The 25965-nt window shown below is 67.3% G+C and carries 5 protein-coding genes; all 5 read left to right on the forward strand.

Annotated features, from left to right (window positions below):
• The first annotated feature begins 95 nt into the window (after window positions 1-95).
• From MGMSRV2_RS07995 to MGMSRV2_RS08095, 5 genes are read left to right on the forward strand one after another with little or no spacing between them, the layout of a single operon-like run.
• Window positions 96-1727: a cyclic peptide export ABC transporter gene (locus MGMSRV2_RS07995; RefSeq protein WP_024079860.1), complete on the forward strand. Its 1632-nt coding sequence runs from the start codon at window positions 96-98 to the stop codon at window positions 1725-1727.
• Window positions 1724-3376 carry a cyclic peptide export ABC transporter gene (locus MGMSRV2_RS08000; protein WP_024079861.1) on the forward strand — a complete coding sequence of 551 codons (1653 nt, stop codon included), beginning with the start codon at window positions 1724-1726 and terminating at the stop codon, window positions 3374-3376. Before MGMSRV2_RS07995 ends, MGMSRV2_RS08000 begins: the two co-directional genes overlap by 4 nt.
• Window positions 3373-5637, forward strand: coding sequence for an ACP S-malonyltransferase (fabD, locus tag MGMSRV2_RS08005; RefSeq protein WP_024079862.1), 2265 nt, complete (start codon window positions 3373-3375; stop codon window positions 5635-5637). Before MGMSRV2_RS08000 ends, fabD begins: the two co-directional genes overlap by 4 nt.
• On the forward strand, window positions 5634-24659 hold the full coding sequence (locus MGMSRV2_RS21000; protein ID WP_024079863.1) for an SDR family NAD(P)-dependent oxidoreductase: 19026 nt from the start codon (window positions 5634-5636) through the stop codon (window positions 24657-24659). The genes fabD and MGMSRV2_RS21000 overlap by 4 nt, the downstream gene beginning before the upstream one ends.
• Window positions 24656-25957, forward strand: coding sequence for a flavin-containing monooxygenase (locus tag MGMSRV2_RS08095; RefSeq protein ID WP_024079864.1), 1302 nt, complete (start codon window positions 24656-24658; stop codon window positions 25955-25957). The genes MGMSRV2_RS21000 and MGMSRV2_RS08095 overlap by 4 nt, the downstream gene beginning before the upstream one ends.
• Window positions 25958-25965: the final 8 nt, after the last annotated feature.

The raw sequence follows: 25965 nt of genomic DNA on the forward strand, positions 1-25965 counted from the left end.
GAGAAACAAGTCGGCCCTTTCCTCACGTGCGATCCTTGTAAATTCCCGTTATGATGCGATGGTTTTAAGGGGCCGCCAGGGGATACCTCGACGGAATGCATGTTCTTCGTCTCGTCAGCACCGGCACGACCTCGGGTTTCCGGCATCTGCTGGTGGTCACCTGCCTAGCCGGACTGGCCAATGCTGCCTTGCTCGGCATGATCAATCAGGCGGCGGAGCGGGCGGCGCTGGCCAGCCCGTTCGACGGCGAGGCGCTGCTGATCTACATCTGCCTGTTCGGCTTCTTCTTCCTGGCCGACCGCGCCTCGTTGCGCGAGGCCAACCAGTTGGTGCAGCACCGGTTGGAAGCCTTGCGCCTGCGCGTGGTCGGCAAGTTGCGCCGGGTCGATCTGCGCACCTTGGAAAATCTCGGTCAGGGTGAAATCTTCGCCACCGTGGCGCAAGAGATCAACCACCTGTCGCAAAGTCTGCCGCTGTTGGTCAGCGCCGCGCAAAGCCTTTTCCTGCTGGCCTTCTGCCTGCTTTACATCGCCACCTTGTCGCTGATCGCCTTCCTCGTCGTCACCGGCTTCACCGCCTTGGGACTGGCGCTGTTCTGGCTGCGGCGGCGCAAGCTGGACCACGAATTGATGCGGGTCCATGGCCAGGAAGCCGAGATGCTGGACACCCTGGCCCATTTTACCAAGGGTTTTCAGGAAATCCGCCTGAACGGCGACAAGAACGACGCCTTGTTCCGCCGCTTCACCCAGGTGGTCGATGATCTGCAAAATCGGGTGGTCGGTGTGGGCGGCAAATGGGTGGTGCTGCTGCAATTCGGCAACGCCTTCCTTTATGCCCTGGTCGGTGCCGTCATCTTCATCCTGCCGCTGTTCTTCCAGGGCTATACCGACGTCATCTACAAGATCACCGCCGCCGCCATCTTCTGCGTCGGCCCGGTCACCGCCATCACCGCCGCCGCCCCGCTTTACACCAAGGCCGACATGGGCCTGGGCCACGTCGCCCGGCTGGAACAGCGCCTCAACCTCAAGCGCGGCCCCATGCCCGTGGTGACGAAATCGCGTTTTGCCGGTTTCTCCACCATCGCCTGCCGCGATCTTGGTTTCAGCTACCGCGACGAGGCGGGGGAAACCACCTTCACCTCGGGGCCGCTGGACCTGACCCTGACACGGGGCGAGACCGTGTTCGTGGTCGGCGGCAACGGCAGCGGCAAATCCACCGCCATGAAACTGTTATGCGGCCTCTACACCCCCGATACCGGCACGATCGAGGTGGACGGCACCGTCATCGGCGATTCCGAGCGCCAGGATTACCGCGAACTGTTCGCTGCCGTTTTCGCCGATTTCCACCTGTTCGACCGCCTTTACGGTCTGGACGACATCGACCCCGACCGGGTCCAGGCGCTGATCACGCGCATGGAATTGACCGACAAGGTCAGCTTCGTCCAGGGTCGCTTTTCCACCACTATCCTGTCCACCGGCCAGCGCAAGCGGCTGGCCATGATCGTCGCCCTGCTCCAGGACCGCGACATCTATCTGTTCGATGAATGGGCCGCCGACCAGGACGCCCATTTCCGCGAATTGTTCTACACCGTCTTGCTGCCCGAGTTGAAACAGCGCGGCAAGACCGTGCTGGCGGTCACCCATGACGACCGCTTCTGGCATTGCTGCGACCGCCGGCTGTCCATGGATCTGGGCGTCCTCACCGCCGAGACCGGGGGGACGGCATGAGCATCGCCGCTTTCCTGGGCGGGGCCAGCCGCCGGCAATTGTGGGTCATGGCCGCCCTCACCACCACCGCCGGGCTGGCCAATGCTGGCTTGGTGGTGATGATCAATGAAGTCGGCGGCGACATCGCCCTGGGCGAGCGGCCCGGCTGGTTGCTGTGGCTGGGTTTCGGCAGTGTGTTCCTGGCCTATTACCTGTCCAATACCGCCGCCCTGCTGCGCGCCAACACCTTGATCGAGCATCTGCTCAACCGCGTCCGCCTGGACGTGGTCGACAAGCTACGGCAAACCGAGTTGCTGGTGGCCGATTCCCTCGGGCGCGGCAAGCTTTATTCCATGGTCTCGCACGAGACCAACCACCTGTCGGTCACCTTTCCGTTGCTGGTCGACGCCTTCCAGCAGGCCATCTTGCTGTTTTTCTCGCTGATCTATCTGGCCTGGCTGTCGCCCATGGCCTTTGCCGCCTTCATCGTCGCCGTCGGTGCGGGTATCGCCAGCTATCTGGCCATCAACCGCCGCTTCCGCGTCACCCTGGCCGTCCTCGGCCAGCGGCAAGGCAGCATGCTGGACACCATCGACGCCATCATCCAAGGGGCCAAGGAAGTGCGGCTGAACAGCGCCTGCGGCGACGGTATCGAGCGCAGTTATCGCCAATTGTCGCGCTCCAGCGAAGCCCTGTTGGTCAAATCGGGCGAGCATTGGGCCGAGATGATCCTGCTGTCCAGCCTGGTCACCTATCTGCTTCTGGGCGTGGTCGGCTTCGCCTTTCCCGGCTTCATCGACGGCCACAGCCTGATCGTCTTCCAACTGATCCCGGTGCTGCTGTTTTGCGTCAGCCCGCTGGCCAAGATCGTCGCCCTGTCGCCCATGTTCATCCGCGCCCAGGTCGGCCTGGACGGTATCTTGCAGGTACAAAAGCGGCTGGCCGATGCCGGCTCGGTGTCGCCCGCCCTGGCGCGGGAACAGGCCAAGGCCTTCAGCGATTTCCGCACCCTGACCTATGAAGGACTATGCTTCACCCATCGTGATGAGAGCGGCGAGGCCGGCTTCACCGCCGGGCCGCTGGACCTGACCCTGACACGGGGCGAGGTGGTGTTCGTGGTCGGCGGCAACGGCAGCGGCAAATCCACCGCCCTGCGCCTGCTGTGCGGCCTTTACCCGGCGGCCAAGGGGGTAATCCGGGTCGACGGCCAAGTGGTCGACAGTTCCGGCATCGCCGGCCTGCGCGAGCTGTTTTCCGCCATTTTCGTCGATTTCCACCTGTTTGACCGCCTGTATGGGCTGGAACAGGCCGACCCGGCCGAGGTCAACCGACTGATTGACCAGATGGGGCTGGCCGGCAAGGTCCGCTTTGCTGATGGCCGCTTCAGCCGCCTGCACCTGTCCACCGGCCAGCGCAAGCGGCTGGCGCTGATCGCGGCGTTGCTGGAAGACCGGCCCATCTATCTGTTCGATGAATGGTCGGCGGAACAGGACATCCACTTCCGCCGTTATTTTTATGAAAACGTCATCCCTGACCTTAGGGCCAAGGGCAAACTGGTGGTCGCCGTCAGCCATGACGAACGCTATTGGCACCATGCCGACCGGGTGGTGAAATTGGATTTGGGCCGCATCGTCTGGGATCGTCCTGGCAGCGAAGGAGGCCATGCATGAAAGCCTTCCTCTATCCCGGCCAAGGGGCGCAACGCCTCGGCATGGGCGCCGAATTGTTCAAGCAATTTCCCGATCTGGTGGCCCAGGCCGATGCCGTCTTGGACTATTCCATCGCCGAATTGTGCCTGAACGGCCCGATCGAGCGGTTGACCCGCACCAATTTCACCCAGCCGGCGCTTTATGTGGTCTCGGCCCTGAAAACCCTGCAACAGGTGGCGGAAAGCGGCCCGCCCGACATGGTGCTGGGCCACAGCGTCGGCGAATACGCCGCCTTGTTCGCCGCCGGGGTGGTGGATTTCCAATCCGGTCTGCGCTTGGTGCACAAGCGCGGCCAGTTGATGGATCAGGCCGAAGGCGGCGGCATGGCCGCCATCATCGGCCTGGAGGCCGAGCAGATCGAGGCGGTCATCCAGGCCAATGGCTTGGCCGACGTCTTCGCCGCCAATTACAACACCCCGCGCCAGATCGTGCTGTCGGGCAGGCGCGATGCCATCGTCGCCGCCGAGCCCTTGTTCCGTCAGGCCGGGGCCAGCCATTACGTGGTGTTGCAGGTGGGCGGCGCCTTCCATACCCCGTTCATGGCCCAGGCCCAGCGCGACTTCGCCGCCTTCGTCGCCGACATTACCTTCGCCGCGCCGCGCATCCCGGTGATCGCCAACGTCACCGCCCGCCCACACGCCGCCGACACCATCCGCCAGCGCATGGTCGAGCAGATCACCGCGCCGGTGCGCTGGAGCGAGTCCATCCGCTGGCTGCTGGCCAAGGGCCTGCGTTTCGAGGATTGCACCGAGATCGGCGACGGGCCACCGGTGGTCAAGCCGATGATCCGCCGCATCCAGGCCGAGGCCGGGCCGCTGGATGCCGCCATCCTGGCCGCCGAGGAAGCCGTACCACCGCCGCCGCCCGCCCCCCGGCCCCAGCGCATCCCCATCGGATCGGCGGCCTTTTGCGCCGATTTCGGCCTGTCCCAGGCCTATGTGGCCGGGGCCATGTACCAAGGCGTGTCCTCGGTCACCCTGGTGGCGCGGCTGGCGCAAGCCGGCATGCTGGGCTTTTTCGGTGCCGGCGGGCTGCCCATGGCCGAGGTGGCGGCGGCGATCACCAATATCCGCGCCCAGATACCCGAGGATGCCCCCTTCGGCGTCAATTTCATCGCCCATGTCAATCATCCCCATCTGGAAGACCAACTGACCGATCTGCTGTTGCAACAGGGCGTGCGGGTGGTCGAGGCCTCGGCCTTCATGGAGGTGACGCCGGCCCTGGTGCGCTATCGCGCCGCTGGCCTGTCCGAGGACGGCAACCGCATCCGCGCCGCCAACCGGGTGATGGCCAAGGTGTCGCGCCCCGACGTGGCCGAACAATTCCTGTCACCAGCGCCCGAGCGGGTCATCACCAAGCTGCTGGAAGCCGGCAGCCTGACCCTGACCCAGGCGGAATTGCTGCGTCAGGTGCCCATGGCCGATGCCATCACGGTGGAATCGGATTCCGGCGGTCATACCGACCAGGGCATGCCCTTCACCCTGATCCCGGCCATCCTCCGCGTGCGCGATCAGGCGGCCGACCGCTTCCCCCGCTTCGGTCGCATCCATGTGGGCGCCGGCGGCGGCATCGGCACGCCCGAGGCGGCGGCGGCGGTGCTGGTACTGGGGGCGGAATACCTGGTCACCGGTTCCATCAATCAATGCACGGTCGAGGCCGGGACCAGCGATCTGGTCAAGGACATGCTGGCCGGGGCGGCGGTGCACGACACCGCCTATGCCCCGTCGGGCGAGATGTTCGAATTGGGATCGAAGGTGCAGGTGCTGAAAAAGGGCCTGTTCTTCCCGGCGCGGGCGGACAAGCTGGTGGCGTTGTACCGGCAATACGACTCGCTCGATGCCATCGACCCGGCCACCCGCCGTCAGATCGAGGACCGCACCTTCCATCGCCCGCTCGCCGCCATTTGGGACGAGCTGCGCAACCGCCTGTCGCCCGAGGAAATCGCGCGGGCCGAACGCATGCCCAAGCACAAGATGGCCCTTGTGTTCCGCCGTTATTTCAAGGATTCCAGCCGTTGGGCGCTTACGGGCGACGCCGATCACAAGGTGGATTTCCAAATCCATTGCGGCCCGGCCATGGGTGCCTTCAACCAATGGGTCGCCGGCACGCCGCTGGAACCCTGGCGCACCCGCCACGTGGATGAAATCGGGCTGAAGCTGCTTGCGGAAACCGCCCAAATGCTCCACCGCCGCTTCGCTGAACTGGCCGGAGAGCGCGCATGAGCAAGCCCATCGCCATCATCGGCATGGGTCTGCGCCTGCCCGGCGCCGACACCTTGGATGGCTTCTGGCGGCATCTGGCCCAAGCCCGCTCGCTGATCACCGAGGTGCCGGCAAAGCGTTGGGACAAGGATGAATGGCGCGGCAACCCGGCCCGCGACAACAAGACCAATTGCATCTGGGGCGGCTTCGTCGACGACGCCGATTGCTTCGACGCCGAGTTCTTCGGCATTTCCCCGCGTGAAGCCGGGTGGATGGACCCGCAGCAGCGCTTCGCCCTGGAAATGGCCTGGCATGCCATCGAGGATGCCGGTTATGCCGCCCACACCCTGGCCGGCAGCCGCACCGGCGTGTTCATGGGCGTCTGCCACTGGGATTACGCCGAGTTGCTGGAAAAGCATCTGGCCCAGGTCGATGCCTATACCCCCACCGGCATCGCCTTTTCCATCATCGCCAACCGGGTGTCGCATTTCTTCGACCTGCGCGGCCCCAGCGTCACCAACGACACCGCCTGCGCTGCCTCGGCTACCGCCATCCATGACGCCATCCGCGCCATGCAGGCGGGCGAATGCGACATGGCCCTGGCCGGCGGCGTCAATCTGATCTGGTCGCCCAACCATTTCGTCGCCTTCGCCAAGGCCGGCATGCTATCCAAGGATGGCCGGGCCAAGGCGTTCGACGCCGATGCCGACGGCTATGTGCGCGGCGAAGGCGGCGCCATGTTGCTGCTGAAGCCGCTGGACAAGGCCATCGCCGACGGTGACCCCATCCATGGGGTGATTCGCGGCGCCGGCATCAATCACGGCGGTCGCACCAATTCTCTGACCGTCACCAATCCGCGCGCCCAGGCCGACCTGATCATCGAAGTGCATCAGGCCGCCGGCATCACCCCCGACACGGTGTCCTACATCGAGGCGCACGGCCCCGGCACCCCCTTGGGCGACCCCATCGAGATCGCCGGGCTGAAGCTGGCCTTCGCCCATCTGCATGATCACGCCGGCACCGCACCCAAGGCCGGCTCCTGCGGCATCGGCTCGGTCAAGACCAATATCGGCCATCTGGAAGGCGCCGCCGGGGTGGCCGGCATGGTCAAGGTGCTGGCGGCGCTGCGTCACGGCGTGTTGCCGGCCAATGTGGGCTTCGGCCGTCTCAACGATCTGATCGACCTGACCGGCACCGATTTTCATATCCAATCCGAGCCGACGCCCTGGCTGCCCCAGCCCGGCCAGCCCCGGCGGGCGGCAGTTAGTTCCTTCGGTTTCGGCGGCAGTAACGCCCATGTGGTGATCGAGGATGCGCCCATCCTCGCCCCCGCCGCATCCTTGCCCGGCCCCTACGTGCTGCCGCTGTCGGCTCCCGATGAAGAGCGGCTGCAAGCCCTGGTCGCGGATATGCGCGCCTTCGCCGCCGACCACCCGGTGGGGATCGGTCTCGACCAACTGGCCTATACCCTGCAAACCGGACGCGCCGAAATGGAATGCCGGCTGGTGCTGGAGGTGACGGATTGGGACGATCTGGCCGCCGCCCTGGCCGAACGCCGCTGGCTGCGCCCCGGCGCCGAAGGCGCCTCCGCCGCCATCGCCTGGGTCAATGGCGAGACGGTGGATTGGCAGGCGCTGTGGCCGGTGGCGCCACGCCGCATCCATGCCCCCCTGACCCGCTTCGCCCGTATCCGTCACTGGATGGACCCATCGGTGGCGGCCAAGGATGACCGGGCGGTGCCGCATCCGCTGTTGCACCGCAATCTGTCGGGCTTTGGCGGCGTGCATTTCCGTACCACGCTGAAGGGGCCGGAATTCTTCTGGGCCGACCATCACGTCGGCGGGGTGCAGGTGCTGCCCGGCGTCGTCGCCCTGGAAATGGCCCGCGCCGCCGCCCAGTTGAGCGGCGACGGTCTTGCGCCCTTGGCCGTGGACGACGTGGTCTGGACCCGCCCGATCCGGGCCGGCGACGGCCCGACCCAGGTGGATGTGCGGCTGGAGCGCCGCCCTGACGACAGCATCGCCTTCACCATCGCCGAGGCCGATGGCCCGACCCATTGCCAAGGCGTATTGCGCCCCCTGGACGCCGCGCCGCCCACACTGGACCTTACCCCGCCGGGGGCCGAACTGGCGGTGGAGCAATGCTATGACCGCCTGCGCGCCAGCGGCGTCACCCACGGCCCCGCCTTCCAGGCCCTTGCCAAAATCCATGGCGGCCAAGGCGAGGTGCTGGCCCAATTAAAGCTGCCGCGCCGGCTGCATCCCGGTCTGGCCGATCTGGCCCTGCATCCGGTGCTGCTGGATTCCGCCATCCAGGCCTGGATCGGCCTGGATCAGCAGGGTCTGGACGGCGCCGCCGTGCCCTTCGCCTGCCGCCGCATCGAGATGTTCGGCCCGTGCGAAACGGTGATGTGGGCGCGGGTGCGCCCTGCCGCCGCCGCCTCCACCCCCGGCTTGCGTCGCCTGGATATCGAACTGGCCGACAAGACCGGCGCCGTGCGCGTGGCCTTCCGCGACCTGTCGCTGCGGGTGATGCCACTGGCGGCCCATCAGGACGAGCCGCCCGTGCTGGCCATGGGCCAATGGCGCCCGGCGCCGCTGGATCATCCGCGCCCGCACGCCCTTGACACTCTGGTGGTGCTGGCCGGGCTGGACGCGAACGTGGATGGGGCCGTACTGCGCTTGGCCCCGGTGGGCACGGATCTGGCCGCCACCTTATCGGCATGGTTCGCGGCTCTGCATCAAAGCCTGGGCCGGATCATGCGCGAGACGACACGGCGCCAAGTGCTGATCCTCGCCGACGATGCCCTGCCGCCGTCCTTGCTGCTACCGCTGGCGGCGCTGCTGAAAACCGCCCGTATCGAACAACCGAAGCTCGACGCGGCGCTGATCCGCGTTGCCGATTCCACCCGCTTGGCCGCCATCATCGCCGCCGAACGCCGCCGCGCCGATGGCTGGCCGGAACTACGCTATGATCAAAGCAATCAGCGTCTGGCCTGGACTCTGGAAGAAACCGTGTTGCCGGCGGCGATTCCGGCGCTCGACGCCGATGCCAGCTATTGGATCACCGGCGGTTTGGGCGGATTGGGCCGTCTGTTCGCCCATTGGCTGGTGGAACGCGGCGCCGGTCAGGTGATCTTGAGCGGACGCAGCCCGGTCGCCAACCATGATCCGCGGCTGCTGGCGCTGGGACCACGGGTGCGCTATGTCGCCTGCGACATCACCGACAAGGCAGAAGTGGCAAAGCTGGCGGGGGAACTGCCCCGGCTCAAGGGCATCATCCATGCCGCCGGCATCCTTGATGACGGCTATATCCTGACCGGTGACGCGAGGCGCGAAGCCCCGGTGCTGGCGCCCAAGGTGGCCGGCACGCTGGCCCTCGACGCCACCACCGCTGCCGCGCCCTTGGATTTCATGGTGTTGTGCTCGTCGGTGGCGGCGGTGTTCGGCAATGCCGGCCAGGGTGGCTATGGCGCTGGCAACGCCTTCCTCGACGGCTTCGCCGAAGAGCGCAATGCCTTGGTGGCCGAAGGCCAGCGCCAGGGCGCCACCATCGCCATCGCTTGGCCGCTATGGGCCGAGGGCGGCATGGGCGTGGACGATGCGACCAAGGCCACCTTGAAGCGTCGTTTCGGCACCGAACCTATGCCCACCCGTGCCGGTCTGGCGGCACTGGATCGGGTCATCGCCCATGGCGGTCCTTGCCGCATCACCGCCCTTTACGGCGCCCGCGACCGTCTGCGCCGTACCCTGGCCGATTTCGGCCAAGCCCTGGCCGACGAGCCCGAGGCGCCTATGGGCGACACGGTGGCCTTGCTGCCCCAGGTTCAGGATTTCGTCCGCGACATCCTGGCCGACGTGCTGCGGCTGGAGCCGGGGCAGATCAGGGCCAACCGCAAGCTGGACGAATACGGCCTCGATTCCATCGCCATCGTCGAGGCCACCACCCGGCTGGAAGAGGCGCTGGGGCCGCTGTCGAAGACGCTGTTCTTCGAATATGTCGACCTTGCCGGCATCGCCGGCCATCTGGCGGCGGAATACGGCCCGGCCCTGGGCAAGGTGCTGACGGTTGCCGCCCCCGCGCCGGCCCAGCCCGAACGCGTCGCCCAAACCATCAAGCGCGACAAGCCCCAGACCGAAGACAGCGGCCACGACATCGCCATCATCGGCCTGTCGCTGCATGTGGCCAAAGCCAGCGACCAGGATGCCTTCTGGCACCTGCTGTCGCAGGGTCTGGACGGGTTCCAGCCCTATCCCGCCGACCGCTGGGACCATGCGGCCCTGCTGCACCCGGAACGCGACGTCCTGGGCAAGACGGTGGTGAAGACCGGTGCCTTCCTGGACGACATCGCTGGTTTCGATCCGCGTTACTTCCGCATCTCGCAATATGAAGCAGAGCTGATGTCGCCCGAGGTGCGCCTGTTCCTGCAAGCCTCGGTCGAGGCGTTCGAGGATGCCGGCTATTCGCGCGAGACCATGCAGGACCGCTTCGGCGGCGACGTCGCCGTCATCATGGGGTCGATGACCAACGAATACGACCTGTACGGCTTCCAGAACATGCTGATGCGCGGCAGTTTGGCCAGCGGCAGCTATACCGGCACCGTGCCCAACATGGTGTCGTATTTCTACGGCTTCACCGGGCCGTCCTATTTTCTCGACACCATGTGCTCGGCCTCGTCCACCTGTGTGCACGAGGCGGTGCACATGCTGCGCGCCGGGCGCTGCCGCATGGCCCTGGCCGGCGGTGTCAGCCTGCTACTGCATCCGCAGAAGCTGATCGCTACGAGTCAGGAACATTTCACTACCAAAACGGCCGAGGTAATTCGCGGCTATGGCCTGGGTGCCGACGGCACCATCCTGGGCGAAGGCGTCGGTGCCCTGGTGCTGAAGCGGCTGGACGAGGCCGAGCGCGACGGCGACCACATCTATGGAATCATTCGCGGCACCGCCATCAGCAATGCCGGCATCCGCAACGGCTTCACCGTGCCCAATCCGCACCAGCAGGCCGCCGCCATCACCCAGGCGCTGGACGATGCCGGCATCACCGCCGACACCATCTCTTACGTCGAAGGCCACGGCTCGGGCACCGCGCTGGGCGACCCCATCGAGATCCGCGCCCTGACTCAGGCGTGGCGCCGGCATACCGACGCGGTGCAGACCTGCCCCATCGGCACGGTCAAAAGCAACGTCGCCCATCTGCTGGCGGCATCGGGTCTGGCCGGCATCGCCAAGGTGCTGATGCAGATGAAGCACGGCCAGTTGGCGCCGTCGCTGCATGCCGAGACGCTCAACCCCAACATCGCCTTCGAGCAGACGCCGTTCTTCGTCCAGCGTGATTTGGCGCCGTGGCGCCGGCTGACTGATGCAAGCGGGGCCGAAATTCCACGCCGGGCCGGGGTGACCTCGATCGGGGCCGGCGGCATGAACTCGCATATCATCATCGAGGAATACCCGGCGCCCTTGCCCGCCCCCACGCCAACCGGACCGCAATTGCTGGTGTTCTCGGCCATGACCGAGGCCACGCTGGTCCAGGTGGTGGAACGCTTCCTCGCCCATCTCGCCGCCCGTCCGGATCAGTCCCTGGCCGATCTGGCCTATACCCTGCAAGTGGGCCGCAACCAGTTATCGTGCCGGCTGGCCCTGGTGGTGGCGGACCACGCCCAAGCCGCCGAGGCTTTGCGCGCCTTCATCGCCGCGCCGGGGCCGGGCTCGGAGCGCTGGTACAGCCGTTCCATCCTTGATCACGACCCGGTGGCGGTGGCTGACCCGCGCGACCCGGGCGCGGTGGCCCAGGCCTGGATCAGCGGCGCGGCCATCGACTGGGACCAACTGCACCAGGGCCACACCCCGCGCCGGCTGTCGCTGCCGGCCTATCCGTTCGAGCGGGTGCGCTGCTGGTACCCGCAACATCCCGACGCGCCCTCGGTGGTCAACCCGCTGGGGTCGAAACTGAAGCTGCATCCGTTGGTGGGGCGCAATTGCTCGGACCTCACCGGCTTGCGCTACGTCACCGATTTTTATCCGTCGGAACTGCTGGATTATGTGTTCAAGCGCGACCGCGTCGCCGTCTTGCTGCCCACCGCCGCCATGGAAATGGCGGCGGCTTTGGGCGGCATCGCCGGGCTGGACGGGCCGCTGAATATTTCCGCCCTCAGCCTGGAGGCCGAACCCCACTGGCCCCAGGTCAAGCAATTGCAGGCCAGCGTCGATGACCGATTGGACGTGCGCGTCGATGTCGATGGCATGCCCTGGCTGCGTGCCACCTTGGCCACCGGCGCCAGCTTGTCCGCCCCCCCGACCGTGAAGGGTGGCGCGGCGGTAGCCGACCTGTACGGTGACCTACGCCAGCGCGGCCTGGATTTCCGCCCCTATCAGGAGGTGATCGAGACGGCGGAGCATCTGCCCGATGGCGGCCTGCTGTGCCGCTTGCGGGCCGATGCGCCGCAACAGGACCATTACAAAAGCCGGGTGCAGATATCCGCCCCGGCCTTGGCCGCCGCCTTCCAGGCGCTGGCGTGGCTGGGCGGCGGCACCATCGCCGCCATCGACAATGTCGGCCTTGCCGTCAGCGGCACCATCACCCAGGTGTTGGTCCTGCCGCAGCAAGACCGCTTCGCCCTGTGGTTCCTGGACCAGGCCGGCGCGGTCCTGGCCCAGGTCGAGGGCGTTCGCTCCGTCGCCATGGACAGCGTCGAGGTGATCGCGGCACCGCCGCAGAATTTGGCCGACGATCTGCGCGCCCTGGCCGCCGATCTGCTGAAATTCCCGGCCGACAGCATCAACCCGCGCGATGCCTTCCACGATCTCGGCTTCGATTCCATTTCGTTGACCCAGTTGGCGGAACTCATTTCCACCACCTATGGCATCGACCTGTCACCGGCCATCTTCTTCGAGGTCGAACACATCGACGCCCTGGCCGCCCATCTGGGCAGCCGCCACGCCGTCACTGCCGCCGCCAAACCGCGCCCGGCCCAGCCCCAGCGGGCAACCCTGCCGGTCATGCGCCCGCCAAGCAAAACCCGCGACGGCATCGCCATCATCGGCATGGCCGGGCGTTTCCCCGGCGCCGATGACGTCGACACCCTGCTCGATCGCCTATTGGCCGGCGACGATCTGACCGGACCGAGCCGCGACGGCAAATGGCGCGGCGGTTTCCTGGCCGACGTCGATCGCTTCGACGCTGCCCTGTTCCGCGTCTCGCCGGTGGAAGCCCAGCGCATGGACCCGCAACAGCGGCTGATGCTGGAAACCGCGTGGCGGACGCTGGAAAACGCTGGCTACACCACCGACGACTTGCCGCCCGATACCGCTGTCTTCGTCGGCGCCAGCGCCCTGGATTACGCCAGTCTGCTGCGCCATGCCGGCATCGCCGCCGATGGCTATGGCGCCACCGGCAATTCGCTGGCGATGATCGCCAATCGGGTGTCGCATTTCTTCAACCTGCACGGCCCCAGCCAAAGTGTGGACACCGCCTGCTCGTCGTCGCTGGTGGCGCTGCTGCGCGCCGCCGAGGCATTGCGGCGCGGTACCTGCACGGTGGCCCTGGTCGGTGGCGTCAATCTGACCCTGGCGCCCGAGGGCTTCGACGGTCCGGCAAGCGCCGGCATGCTCAGCCCCGATGGCCGCTGCAAGAGCTTCGGCGCCGCCGCCGACGGCTATGGCCGCGGCGAAGGCGTGGTGATGGTGCTGCTGAAGCGTCTGGCCGAGGCCGAACGCGACGGCGACCGCATCTTGGGCGTGCTCATCGGCGGCGCCGAAAATCACGGTGGCCGCGCCGGGTCGCTGACCGCCCCCAGCGTCACCGCCCAGGCCGAGCTGATACAGGCGGCCATGGCCGGCATCGACCCGCTGAGCCTCTCGTACATCGAGACCCATGGCACCGGCACCGCCTTGGGCGACCCGGTGGAACTCAACGGCCTGCGCCGCGCCTATGAGGCGCTGATGGGCGCCGGCACGGTCGATCAACCCTTCATTTCCCTGGGTACGATCAAATCCAACATCGGCCATCTGGAGGCCGCCGCCGGACTGGCCGGACTGGTCAAGGTGCTGGGCGCCATGGCCTGGGGCGTGCTGCCGGCCAGCCTGCATTGCGACCCGCCCAATCCCCATCTGCGTTTGGACGGCAGCCCATTCCGCCTGTTGACGCAGACACAGGACTGGGCAGCCGGCAACAGCCCGCGCCGCGCTGGCATCAGCAGTTTCGGTTTCGGCGGCAGCAATGCCCATGTGGTGGTGGAAGAGTATCGCCCCACCAAGCCCCCCCGCCGCCAGCCCCTGCCGCCGCGTCCCTTCGCCGACACCCGCTTCTGGCTGCCTGATGGCGACAACGATGCCACCATCATCGTCAGCCCGGTTTGGGTCGAAGCCGCCGCCAAGGTCGGCCCCACCCCGCGTCGGGTCGTGGTCGCCGCCGGCGTCGCCGTGACCGGGGCGGAAACCTTGCCGTCCGATTACGAGCAGGCGGCGCAGGGGCTATTGCCCCTTCTGCGCGCCACCAGCGGCAAAGTGTTGGTGCAACTGGCGGTGCCGCTGGGCGATGCTCTGGCCGGGTTGGCCGGCATGCTGGACAGCGCGGCGCTGGAACGCCCCGGCCTGAGCGTCCAACTGATCGAAATACCCCCCATGGCGGCCGACGCCGCCGCCCGCCTGTTGGAAACCGATGCCGCCGACCCAGCACCGCGCGTCCGCCATCAGAATGGTCAGCGCTGGGTACGCGGCTGGAACGAGCTTGCCACCCGCGAAGAAACCCCGTGGCGACCGCGTGGGGTGTTCCTGATCACCGGCGGTACCGGCGGCCTGGGCCGCTTGCTCGCCCATGACATCGCCCGCACCTGCCCGGGCGCCGTGCTGGTGCTGACCGGCAGCAAAGCGGAAGATGCCGAGCGCGCCGCTTTCATCGCCCAGTTGCGGGGATTGGGCGCGATCGCCGCCTATCGTCAGGTGGACGTGACCGACGCCCGGGCGGTGACCGCCTTGGTCCAGGGTATCGTCGAGGTGCACGGCGCCCTGCATATGGTGCTGCATTGCGCCGGCGCCCTGCGCGACGGCCTGATCGGCAGCAAAAGCGCCGATGATCTGGCCGCCGTGCTCGCGCCCAAGGTGGCCGGCACCCGAGCCTTGATCGAGGCCTGCTCGGGCCTGCAACTGGATGCACTGGTGTTGTTCTCGTCCCTGGCCGGGGCGGTGGGCAATGTGGGCCAAGCCGATTATGCCGCGGCCAACGGCTTCATGGATGCACTGGCGGAAAGCCTGGGACTGCCGCTGGTATCCATCAATTGGCCGCTGTGGGCCGAAGGCGGCATGCGCGCCGATCAAGCCGTCCAAGAGGCCCTGTTCGCCCGCATGGGCCAGCGCCCACTGTCCACCCCTGACGGCCTTGCCGCCTTGCGCCGCATCCTGGTGGCACGGCTGCCGCGCGCGGCTTTGGTGGCCGGCGATGCCGTCCGCATCCGCGCCTTTTTCGCCGCCGCCGAACCGGTGAGCGTGACCGCCAGCGACGATAGCGGGCTGGCCCAGGCGGTGATTGGCCGTCTGCGCGCCTTATTCGCCGAAGCCAGCGGTTTCACCGCCGCCGCCATCCATGCCGACACGGCGTTGGAGGAATACGGCATCGATTCGCTGATGATCACCCGCTTGAACAGCGCTTTGGGTGACGGGTTGGGGGCGCTGCCCAAGACCTTGTTCTTCCAATACCGCACCTTGGCCGAAATCGCCGATCATCTGGCTCGCCATCATGCCGAGCCCTGCCGCGCCTGGACCGGCCACACCCCTGCTGCCCCGATATCGGCGCCGGTCGTGGTCATGAAGCCACCGCAGTCGGTCGGGGCCGCCGAGCCCATCGCCATCATCGGCATGGCCGGGCGCTATCCCGGCGCCGATGATCTGGACGCTTTCTGGCACAATCTGGCCGCCGGGCGCGATTGCGTCGGCGAAATACCACCCGATCGCTGGACTCTGGACGGTTTTTTCCAGCCCGACCGCGACGAGGCGGTGGCTAACGGCCAATCTTATGCCAAATGGGGCGCCTTCCTCGACGGTTTCGCCGATTTCGACCCGTTGTTCTTCAAGATTTCGCCGCGTGACGCGGCAGCCATGGACCCGCAGGAACGCCTGTTCCTGATGTGCGCTTGGGCCGCTGCCGAAGATGCCGGCTATGGCCCGACCCGGCTGCGGGCGGCCAATCCGGTCGGCGTCTTCGTCGGCGTCACCAAGACCGGCTTCGCCCTGCACGGTCCCTTCACCACCGAGGACGGCGCGGTGGTGCGGCCCAACACCTCGTTCGCCAGCGTCGCCAACCGGGTGTCGCACGCGCTTGACCTGACCGGCCCCAGCCTGCCCTTGGACACCATGTGCTCAAGCTCGGCCACCGCGCTGCACGAAGCCTGCGAGCACCTGCGCTCGGGCGCCGCCAGCATGGCCCTGGCCGGCGGCGTCAATTTGTACCTGCACCCCAGCACCTTCATCGACCTAAGTGCTGCGCGTATGCTGAGCCCCGATGGCCGGTGCCGCAGCTTCGGCGCCGGCGGCAACGGCTTCGTCCCCGGCGAGGGTGTCGGCTGCGTGGTGCTGAAGCCGCTGTCGCACGCCATCGCCGATGGCGACCGCATCCATGCGGTGATCCGGGCCAGCGCCATCAATCATGGCGGCCACACCAACGGCTATACGGTGCCCAATCCCGCCGCCCAGGGCGATCTGGTGCGCGCGGCGCTGGACCGCGCCGGGCTTACCGCCCAAGACATCACCTGCATCGAGGCCCATGGCACCGGTACCGAGTTGGGCGACCCCATCGAGGTCGAGGGCCTGACCCAGGCCTTCGCCGCCGATGACCCGCCGCGCGGCTTCTGCGCGTTGGGCTCGGTCAAATCCAATATCGGCCATCTGGAAGCCGCCGCCGGCATCGCCGGCCTGACCAAGATGGTGCTGGCCCTCAAGCATCGCGCCCTGCCGCCGTCCTTGCACGCCGAGACCATCAACCCCAATCTGGATTTGGCCGCCAGCCCGTTCAGCCTGAACTGCCAGTTGACGCCGTGGAACCCGAGCGGGCCGCGCATGGCCGGCATTTCCTCGTTCGGGGCCGGCGGCGCCAACGCCCATGTGATCGTGGCCGAAGCGCCCCCCGCCGCCGCCCAAACCATCAACGGACCGCAGGCCCTGGTGCTGTCGGCACGCGATGGCGACGGCCTGCGCCGTCAGGCTGAAAACCTGTTGCGGGTCATTGCCGCGCCCGCCGCAGCCCCCGGTTTGGCCGAGGATTTGCGCGTTCATCTGGCCCGCCTGCTGGACGTAACCCCCAGCGATGTGGACGGGGCCGAACCGTTCGATTGCCTGGGACTCGACCCCGCCCAACGTCTGGCCCTGCGCGGCTGGATCGAAACCCGGCTGGGCCGGGCGGTGGATGCCGAGGCCTTCACCCATCTGACCTGCCTGGACCAGATCATCGCCCATGTGGGCGGCAACGCCACCGCTGCCCTGTCCCTGGCCGATATCGCCTTCACCCTGCAAGTGGGGCGCGAGGCGATGGAGCACCGGCTGGCCGTGGTCGCCGACAGTCTGGACGACGCCGTCCAAGCCCTGCGCCGCTGGCTGGCCGGTGACCAAGGCGCGGTGCTGAGCGGTCAAAGCGGCCAGCACCGCGATATCCTGGGCGCATTGGGCGATGAAGCCGCCCTGGCCGACATCGTCAGAAGCTGGTGGGATCAGGGTGCGCTCGACAAGATCGTGTCGCTGTGGGTCAAGGGCATGGGGGTGGATTGGTCCGCCTTGCCGCGTAACCCACGCCCCGGCATCGTCTCGCTGCCCACCTATCCCTTCGCCACCCGCCGGTTCTGGCTGCCGGTGGTTGAAACCCCCAGTGCCGCCATCACCGCCCCCCACGGCGACGCGGCCTTGGAAGCCCAGGCGGAAAGGCTGGACCGCGCCATCGCGGCCATCCTGGCCGCCAGCCTGCGCGCCATCCCCGACACCATCCCGGCCCAGGCCCGCTGGCGGAGAGCGGCACTGGATTTGCTGAACGCCACCGACATCCCCGGCGGCGATCCGTGGCAGGCATGGGAAAGCCTGCGCCGCGATGGCGGCCCGGCGGCGCAGATGGATCTGGCCGAAGCCACCTTGCGGGCATTGCCCGATATCCTGAGCGGCAAGCTCCCGGCGACATCGGTGATGTTCCCCGACGGCGCCTTGCGACTGGTCGAGGCCACCTACAAGGACAATCCGGTGGCCGCCCGGTTCAGCCGCACCCTGGCCCAGGCGGCGGCGGCCTTCGTCCGTGCGGCGCCGCAGCCCGGCTTGCGTATCCTGGAAATCGGCGCCGGCACCGGCGGCACCAGCGAACGGGTGTTCGAGGCTCTGGCCCCGCTCAAGGGCCGCGTCGCCGAGTACCGCTATACCGATCTGTCGCGCGCCTTCCTGATCCATGCCGAGCGCGCCTATGGCCCGGCTTGGCCGCAACTGACCACCGCCCTGTTTGACGTGGAAAAACCGCTGGCGGGCCAGGACGTCGCCCCCGGCGGCTACGACATGGTCATCGCCGCCAACGTGCTGCACGCCACCGGGGACATGGCCCGGACCCTGGCCCATGTGCGCGCCCTGCTGGCGCCGGGCGGCGTGCTGTTGCTCAACGAGACCAGCCGGACCACCTTGTTCACCCACGTCACCTTCGGCCTGCTCGACGGCTGGTGGCGCTTCACCGACCCAGAGCGCCGCATCCCCGGTACGCCGTCGCTTGCGCCCGCTTCGTGGCGTACCGTGCTGGAAGGCGCCGGGCTGGACTGGTTGGCCGGATCGACGGATGCGGAATGCGCCTTGGGCCAGCAGATCATCGCCGCCCGCGCAGGCCTGCAGCCGGCAATCGAGGCGGTGAAAACGCCCTCCGGCGACCTGCGGCAAACCCTGCTGGCGGTGCTGGGCGAAACCTTGAACGTGGCGCCATCCACCATCCGCGCCGACCGCTCGTTCGCCGATTACGGCCTCGATTCCATCCTGGGGGCGGAATTGGTGCACAAGCTGCGCCGCGCCCTGGGGGTGGAGTTGGATCATACCGCCTTGTTCGACCACACCAACGTGGCGCAGTTGGAAGCCTTCCTGGCCCAGCAGGTGCCGCAGCCGGCAAAGGCCCCGGCGGCCATTCCCAAGCCGGCAGGCACGACCCAACCGATCGCTATCGTCGGCTATAGCGGTCGCTTCGCCAAATCCGCCGATGCCGAGGCGTTGTGGGCGCATCTGCTGGCCGGTGACGATCTGGTCGAGCCGGTCAGCCGCTTCGACCTGGAACCACTGTACCGCGACGCGGCGCCGGGCACCTATGGTCGCCACGGCAGCTTCCTTGACGGCATCGAGAATTTCGACCCGGTGTTCTTCGGCATTTCCGGGCTGGAAGCCACCTATATGGACCCGCAACAGCGGTTGTTCCTGGAAGAAGCGTGGAAGACCCTGGACCATGCCGGTCATGCCGGCGAGGCCATCCACGGCCAGCGGGTCGGCGTGTTCGCCGGGTGCAGTTCCGGCGATTACCACGAATTGTTCGGGGCCAAGGCGCCGGGGCAGGCGTTTTGGGGCAATACCTGCTCGCTGATCCCGGCTCGCATCGCCTATTTCCTTGATCTCAAGGGGCCGGCGGTGGCGGTGGACACCGCCTGCTCCAGTTCGCTGGTCGCCGTGCACATGGCCTGCCAAAGCCTGTGGAACGGTGAGTCCGACATGGCCCTGGCCGGCGGCGTCTTCGTCCAATGCACGCCCCGTTTCTACCGTTCCGCCAACCAGGCCAACATGCTGTCGCCCAGCGGTCGTTGTGCCGCCTTCGGCGCCGGTGCCGACGGCATCGTCCCCGGCGAAGCGGTGGGGGCCGTGCTGTTGCGCCCGTTGGCCGAGGCCCTGGCCGACGGCGATACCGTGCACGGCATCATCGTCGCCAGCGGCCTGAACCAGGACGGCACCACCAACGGCATCACCGCCCCCAGTGCAGCCTCCCAAGAACGGCTGATCCGCAGCGTCTACGACCAGTTCGGCATCGACCCGGCCAGTATCGGCCTGATCGAGGCGCACGGCACCGGCACGCCTTTGGGTGATCCCATCGAACACACTGCCCTGGCCCGCGCCTTCGGCCCCGGCACAGCGGGCAGCGTCGCCTTGGGCTCGGTCAAATCCAATATCGGCCATGCCACCACCGCCGCCGGCATCGCCGGGCTGATCAAGGTGCTGCTGAGCCTGCGTCACCGCACCATTCCGCCCACCTTGCATTTCAACGGAGGCAACCCGGCCATCCGCTTCGCCGACGGCCCCTTCGTCGTCAACACCACCCCCCTGCCGTGGAATGAACGGCGGCGCGCCGGCATTTCCTCGTTCGGCTTTTCCGGCACCAATGCCCATGTGGTGGTCGAGGCGCCGCCGCCGCCCGCCGCCAGCCCCGTCATCGCCGGGCCGCATCTGTGCGTCCTCAGCGCCCGCAGCCCAGACTTGCTGCGCGCCCAGGCCGAGGATCTGGCCCGCCATCTGGAGCACACTCCCGATCTGGCCATCGCCGACATCGCCTTCACCTTGGCCTGCGGGCGCCGTCCTCTGCGCCACCGGCTGGCGGTGATGGCCGAAACCAGTGCCGATCTGGCGCAAAGACTGCGCCGCTGGCTGGCGGGCGATGCCCAGAGTGGGGTGAAGAGCGGCGAGGCCGCCGACGATGCCGCCGATAAAACCGACTTTATTGCCGGCGCCCGCCCGGTAGCTCCGGCCCAGGGTCGCCGGGTGCCGTTGCCGGTGACCCGTTTCTCTCGCATTCGCTGCTGGGTCGAGACGGCGACCGCAGTGCCGGTAATTCCAATCGTTCCGCCGGGTCTGGCCGATCCCGCCACCTTGGCCGGACCGTTCGTCGCCGCCACTCCCGCCCGCATCACCCTGGCGCCGCTGGCCAACACCGCCCGTATCGAAGTCTTGGGCGGTGCCGATGGCGTGCGCCGCCTGCGTCTGACCGCTGACCATTCTGACTTGGCCGCTGAACTGGCCAAGGCCGGCACCGACCCATCGCTGCGGGTGGTGCTGATCGAGGCGGAAGACTGGAACGGCCCCGCCCAGGTGCTGATGGATTGCCCGCTGCCCATCGTCGCGGGCACCGGCAATCCCCGTCTGGCCGAGGCCGCCGATTTCGCCGCCGCCCCCGACGCCGCCATCGCCCTGGCCCGACAGGTGGCCGAGGCGCCGCGTCTGGCTCTGATGGAATTGAAACAGGCCATGCGCCGGGCCGATATCCCCGAGGCGGTCGCCCTCTGGCCGCAGGTCGAGGCCCCTGGCCCCGGCCCGGCCCGTATGGTGCCGCTTCAGACCCCATGCATGAGGCTGGAAACCTTCGCCGACGGCGTCATCCTGCTGCGCATGAGCGAGCGCCGGCACAAGAACAGCTTCACCACCCTGTTCATGGACGGCCTGGCCGAGGCTTTTGCCGCCATCGGCCACATGGCCGAGGCCAAGGTGGTGGTGCTGACCGGCTTCGACGGCTATTTCGCCTGCGGCGGCACCCGCGACGGGCTGGAGGCGCTGCAACAGGGCACCACCCGCTTCACCGACCGCACCATCTATACGCTGCCGCTGGATTGCCCGCTGCCGGTGATCGCCGCCTTGCAGGGCCATGCCATCGGCGCCGGCTGGTCGTTGGGGATGTTCTGCGACCGGCAAATCTTCGCCGCCGAATCCCTCTATCACAGCAATTACCTGTGGTACGGTTTCACCCCCGGCGCTGGCGCCACCCTGGTTTTCCCCCATCGCCTGGGCGACCGGCTGGGGCGCGAGGTCTTGTTCACCGCTCGCGAATATCGCGGCCGAGAACTGGCTGAACGCAATCCATCCCTGCACGTCACCCCTGCCGCCCAGGTGCTGCCCACCGCCCTGGCCCTGGCCCATGGGCTGGCGCGGCAGAAGCGTGAAACCCTGCTGGACCTGAAGGCCCAGGCCAGTCAGCCCCTGCGCCAACGCCTGCCGGCCACCTTCGCCCGCGAACTGGCCATGCACGAAAAGACCTTCATCGGCAATCCCCGGGTGCAGGAAAGGATCGAACGCATGTTCCCCACTGCCGCCCCGGCTCCCTCGGCTCTGACCGGCACCGGCAGCCGCGACGCCGTGCGGGCGCAGGTGATCGCCACCCTGGCCGAGGATCTGATGATCCCACCCGCCGATATCCGCGACACCGCCGGGTTCCTGGAACTGGGCCTGGATTCCATCCTGGCGGTGACCTGGGTCCGGCGCTTGAATGCCCTGTTGGGGGTCGAGCTGCCGGCCACCATCGTCTATGCCCAACCCACTGTCGGCGCCCTGATCGATCATCTGGCCGGCAAGATGCCGGCCCCGGCACCGGTGGCTGTCGCCACGCCGGCCCCATCGGGGCGCGATGACCTGCGGGCCAAGGTGGTGGCGACCCTGGCCGAAGACCTGATGATCCCGCCCGCCGATATCCGCGACGGCGCCGGTTTCCTGGAACTGGGCCTGGATTCCATCCTGGCGGTGACCTGGGTCCGACGGTTGAACGCCCTGTTGGGGGTGGATTTGCCGGCGACCATCGTCTATGCCCAGCCCACAATCGGCGCCCTGGTCGATCATCTGACCGGCAAGCTGCCGGTGCCGGCGCCAACACCCGTTGCCACGCCGGTTGCGGCCCCGGTCGTCGTCCGCCGCGACCGCACCGCCCGTTCCGAGGCCGACGCCGTCGCCATCATCGGCGCCTCGGGCCGTTTCCCTAAGGCGCCCGACCTGGAAGCCTTCTGGGACAATATCCGAAACGGCCGCGACTGCATCGACGAGGTGCCGCCCGACCGCTGGGACATCGCCCGTTTCTATCATCCCGATCCGCTGCATCCGGGCACCTCGTCGTGCAAATGGATGGGAGCCATCGACGATATCGACCGTTTCGACGCCGCCTTCTTCAACATCACCCCGCGCGAGGCCCAGTTGATGGACCCGCAGCAGCGTCTGTTCCTGCAACATGCTTGGCAGGCGTTCGAGGATGCCGGGCTTGATCCTTCGGCCCTGGGTGGCAGCCGCTGCGGTGTTTTCGTCGGTGCCGGCCCCAGCGGCTATGGCGATCTGATCGACGAACACAACGCCTATAGCCTGCTGGGATGTTCCGGCTCGATTTTGGCGGCGCGCATCGCCCATCTGCTGGATTTGCGCGGGCCATGCATCTCGCTGGATACCGCGTGTTCTAGCTCGCTGGTGGCCATCGCCGAAGCCTGCAATTCGCTGCTGGTGGGCGATTGCGACATGGCCTTGGCCGGCGGCGTCTCGGTGCTGATCGGGCCCGAGATGTTCATCGACACCTCCAAGGTCAACATGCTGTCGGCGGATGGCCGCTGTTTCACCTTCGATTCCCGTGCCAACGGCTTCGTTCCCGGCGAAGGCGCCGGCGTGCTGCTGCTGAAGCGGCTGGAGGATTGCTTACGCGACCGCGACCCCATCCACGCGGTGATCCGCGGCTGGGGCATCAACCAGGATGGCCGCACCAACGGCATCACCGCCCCCAATCCGCAGGCCCAGACCCGGCTGATGCGTGAGGTGCAGCAACGCTTCGCCATCGCCCCTGCCAGTATCGGCCTGATGGAATGCCACGGCACCGGTACACCCTTGGGCGACCCCATCGAGATCGAGGGACTGACCGATGCCTTCACCGGTCTGGGCGACCGCCCCGGCACCTGCGCCTTGGGCTCGGTCAAAAGCAATGTCGGCCATCTGCTGGCGGCGGCGGGGGTGGCCGGGGCGATCAAGGCCATGCTGGCGGTGGAACGCGGGCAATTGCCGCCCACCATCCATTTCCAGCACATGAACGAGCATATCAATCTGAGCAATACCCCGTTCATGGTGAACACGGCGTTGCGGCCCTGGCCGACCGGCGACGGCCCGCGCCGGGCTGGAATCAGCGCCTTCGGCTTTTCCGGCACCAACGCCCATGTGGTGGTGGAATCCGCCCCCGCCCCCGCCCCCGGCGGCGTGCCGGGGCCATGGGTGTTTACCCTGTCGGCGCGCAATCCGGACCAATTGGCCGCCCATGCGGCGGCGCTTGCGCACTTCATCACCGCCCATCCGGGGGTGGATTTGGGCGATGTCGCCCATACCTTGCGGGTGGGGCGCAAAGCCCTGGGCCGGCGCGCCGCTTTCGTCGCCGCCGACCGCGCCACCTTGTTGCGTGCGCTCGACACCCTGGCGACGGGGCAGTCGTTGGATTTCATCCATCAATCCAAGGCGGAACCGCAGGACAACGCCCCCCTGCCCGCCACCTTGGCCCCCGATCACTTGGCCAGGGCCTGGGCCGAGGGGGCGCGGGTCGATTGGCCCTCTGGCGGTCAGCGCCTGCACCTGCCCGGCACGGTGTTCGCCCGTGACCGCCATTGGGTCGAGACCAAGGCATCGGAACAACCCTATCAGCCGCTGACGGCGCTGAGCTTGCCCGAACTGGCCCGCGCGGCGGCGGAAGGCGATGGCGGCGCCCCCATCCGCGGCTTGCGCCATGTGGTGTGGGGCCGTCCCGCCGCCCATGGCACCCGGCTAAAAACGGTGATCGACCGCGATGAGTTGGGACGGCTGTTCCGCATCGTCGCCGATGGGGCGGAATGGGCGCCGTGCATGGTGGGCGAAGTGGCCGATAGCGTGCCGCCACCGCCCGAGCCCATTGGCCCGCCGACCGGCGACGACGTCACCCCTGATTTCCGCCGTTTCGCCCCCGATTGCCGCATGGTCAACGCAGTGTGGCGCCGTGGCGACGAGGTATGGGCGCAAGGGACATTGGCCACCCCGCCCACCGGCTTCGACCCGGTACTGCTGGATTTGGGCTGGCGCTTGGCCGCCTTCCGCCTGGGCGACCCGCCGCAACACCCGCAAGCGGCGGAAGCCATCAGCCTTTACGGGCCGCTGCCGGCCCAATTCCTGATCCGGGTGTGGCTGCGCCCCGGCGCCGCCCATCCCTCCATCGCCTTGCTGGACCAGCAAGGGACAACGCGCCTGTGCCTCGACGGCCTGAGAACGGCGCCTGACAATCACCTGGCCGACATCCTTCTGGGGGAGAACACCGCATCATGAGCACGAACTTGAAGGTGGCGATCATCGGCGGCGGTCCGACCGGCATCGGCGTCGGCCGCGAATTGATCGACGGCGGCATCGATTTCGACCTCTACGACGCCGAATCGGATTTCGGCGGCGTCTGGAACAGCGGGGCGGCGTGCGGGCGGACCTATGATTCGCTGCATCTGATCTCACCCAAGTTCAACACCCAGGTGCCCGACTTCCCCATGCCGGACGATTATCCGGTCTATCCCAACCACAAGCAGATGCTGGCCTATATCCGCGCCTATGCCGATCATTTCGGCCTGCGCCAGCATGCCCGTTTCAACGCCCCCATCACCCGGCTGACCCGGCAGGACCAGGGCTGGCGGCTGCAAAGCGGTGCCGGTCATGACCAGCATTATGATCTGGTGGTGGTGTGCACCGGCCTGCACCGCAAGCCGCTGTTCCCCGACCCCATGCCCGCAGGCAACTTTAGCGGCGAGGTTCTGCACGCCCGCGATTACAAAAGCCTGGATCAGTTGGGCGGCAAGCGGGTGCTGGTGGTGGGCGGCGGCAATTCCGGCTGCGACTTCGCCGCCGATGCCGTGCACGGGGCGGCGCATGTGTTCCACAGCACCCGGCGTGGCTATTATTACCAGCCGAAATTCATCGCCGGTAAGCCGACGCCGCAATGGATGATGGAGCTGGGGGCCAAGTTCAAGACCCGCCAGGAAACCATGGCCTATATCCAGCAGGTGTTCAAACTGGCCGGCTGCGACGGCACCGATTATGGCCTGCCCCAACCCGATTATCCGTTGGACGGGGCGCATCCGGTGATGAACTCGCTGCTGCTTTATCACATCGGCCATGGCGACATCACGCCCAAGCCCGATCTTGAAGGCTTCAACGGTAAAACCGTCACCTTCAAGGACGGAAGCACCGCCGAGATCGACCTGATCTTGTACGCCACCGGCTATCGCCGCGACTTCCCCTTCCTCGACCGCGAGCTGCTGGAATGGAAATCGGGCATCCCCGACCTGTTCCTGCATTCGACCCCCAGGAACCATGACGACCTGTTGTTCATGGGCTTCATCAATTCCGCCGCCGGTCTGGGCGACGGGTTGAAGACGCAAGGCCTGTTCGTGCTCAACTATGCCCGCGCCCTGGCCGGGCGGACGCCGGGGCTGCAAAAGTTCCTGGCGGCCAAGCGGGCCGACCAACCCGATCTGGGCCAGGAATATTTCGTCAAATCCTACCGCCACCTGTGGGAGGCGGATTTGTGGAAATTGTTGGCCCACATGCGCCATTACCGCGACATGCTGGCCGGGGGCTGAAGGAAAAC

Source organism: Magnetospirillum gryphiswaldense MSR-1 v2, from assembly GCF_000513295.1.
Lineage (GTDB): Bacteria > Pseudomonadota > Alphaproteobacteria > Rhodospirillales > Magnetospirillaceae > Magnetospirillum > Magnetospirillum gryphiswaldense.

Coding starts and splice junctions, on each gene's coding strand:
- MGMSRV2_RS07995 (WP_024079860.1), top strand. CDS start 96: ATGCATGTTCTTCGTCTCGTCAGCACCGGCACGACCTCGGGTTTCCGG.
- MGMSRV2_RS08000 (WP_024079861.1), top strand. CDS start 1,724: ATGAGCATCGCCGCTTTCCTGGGCGGGGCCAGCCGCCGGCAATTGTGG.
- fabD (WP_024079862.1), top strand. CDS start 3,373: ATGAAAGCCTTCCTCTATCCCGGCCAAGGGGCGCAACGCCTCGGCATG.
- MGMSRV2_RS21000 (WP_024079863.1), top strand. CDS start 5,634: ATGAGCAAGCCCATCGCCATCATCGGCATGGGTCTGCGCCTGCCCGGC.
- MGMSRV2_RS08095 (WP_024079864.1), top strand. CDS start 24,656: ATGAGCACGAACTTGAAGGTGGCGATCATCGGCGGCGGTCCGACCGGC.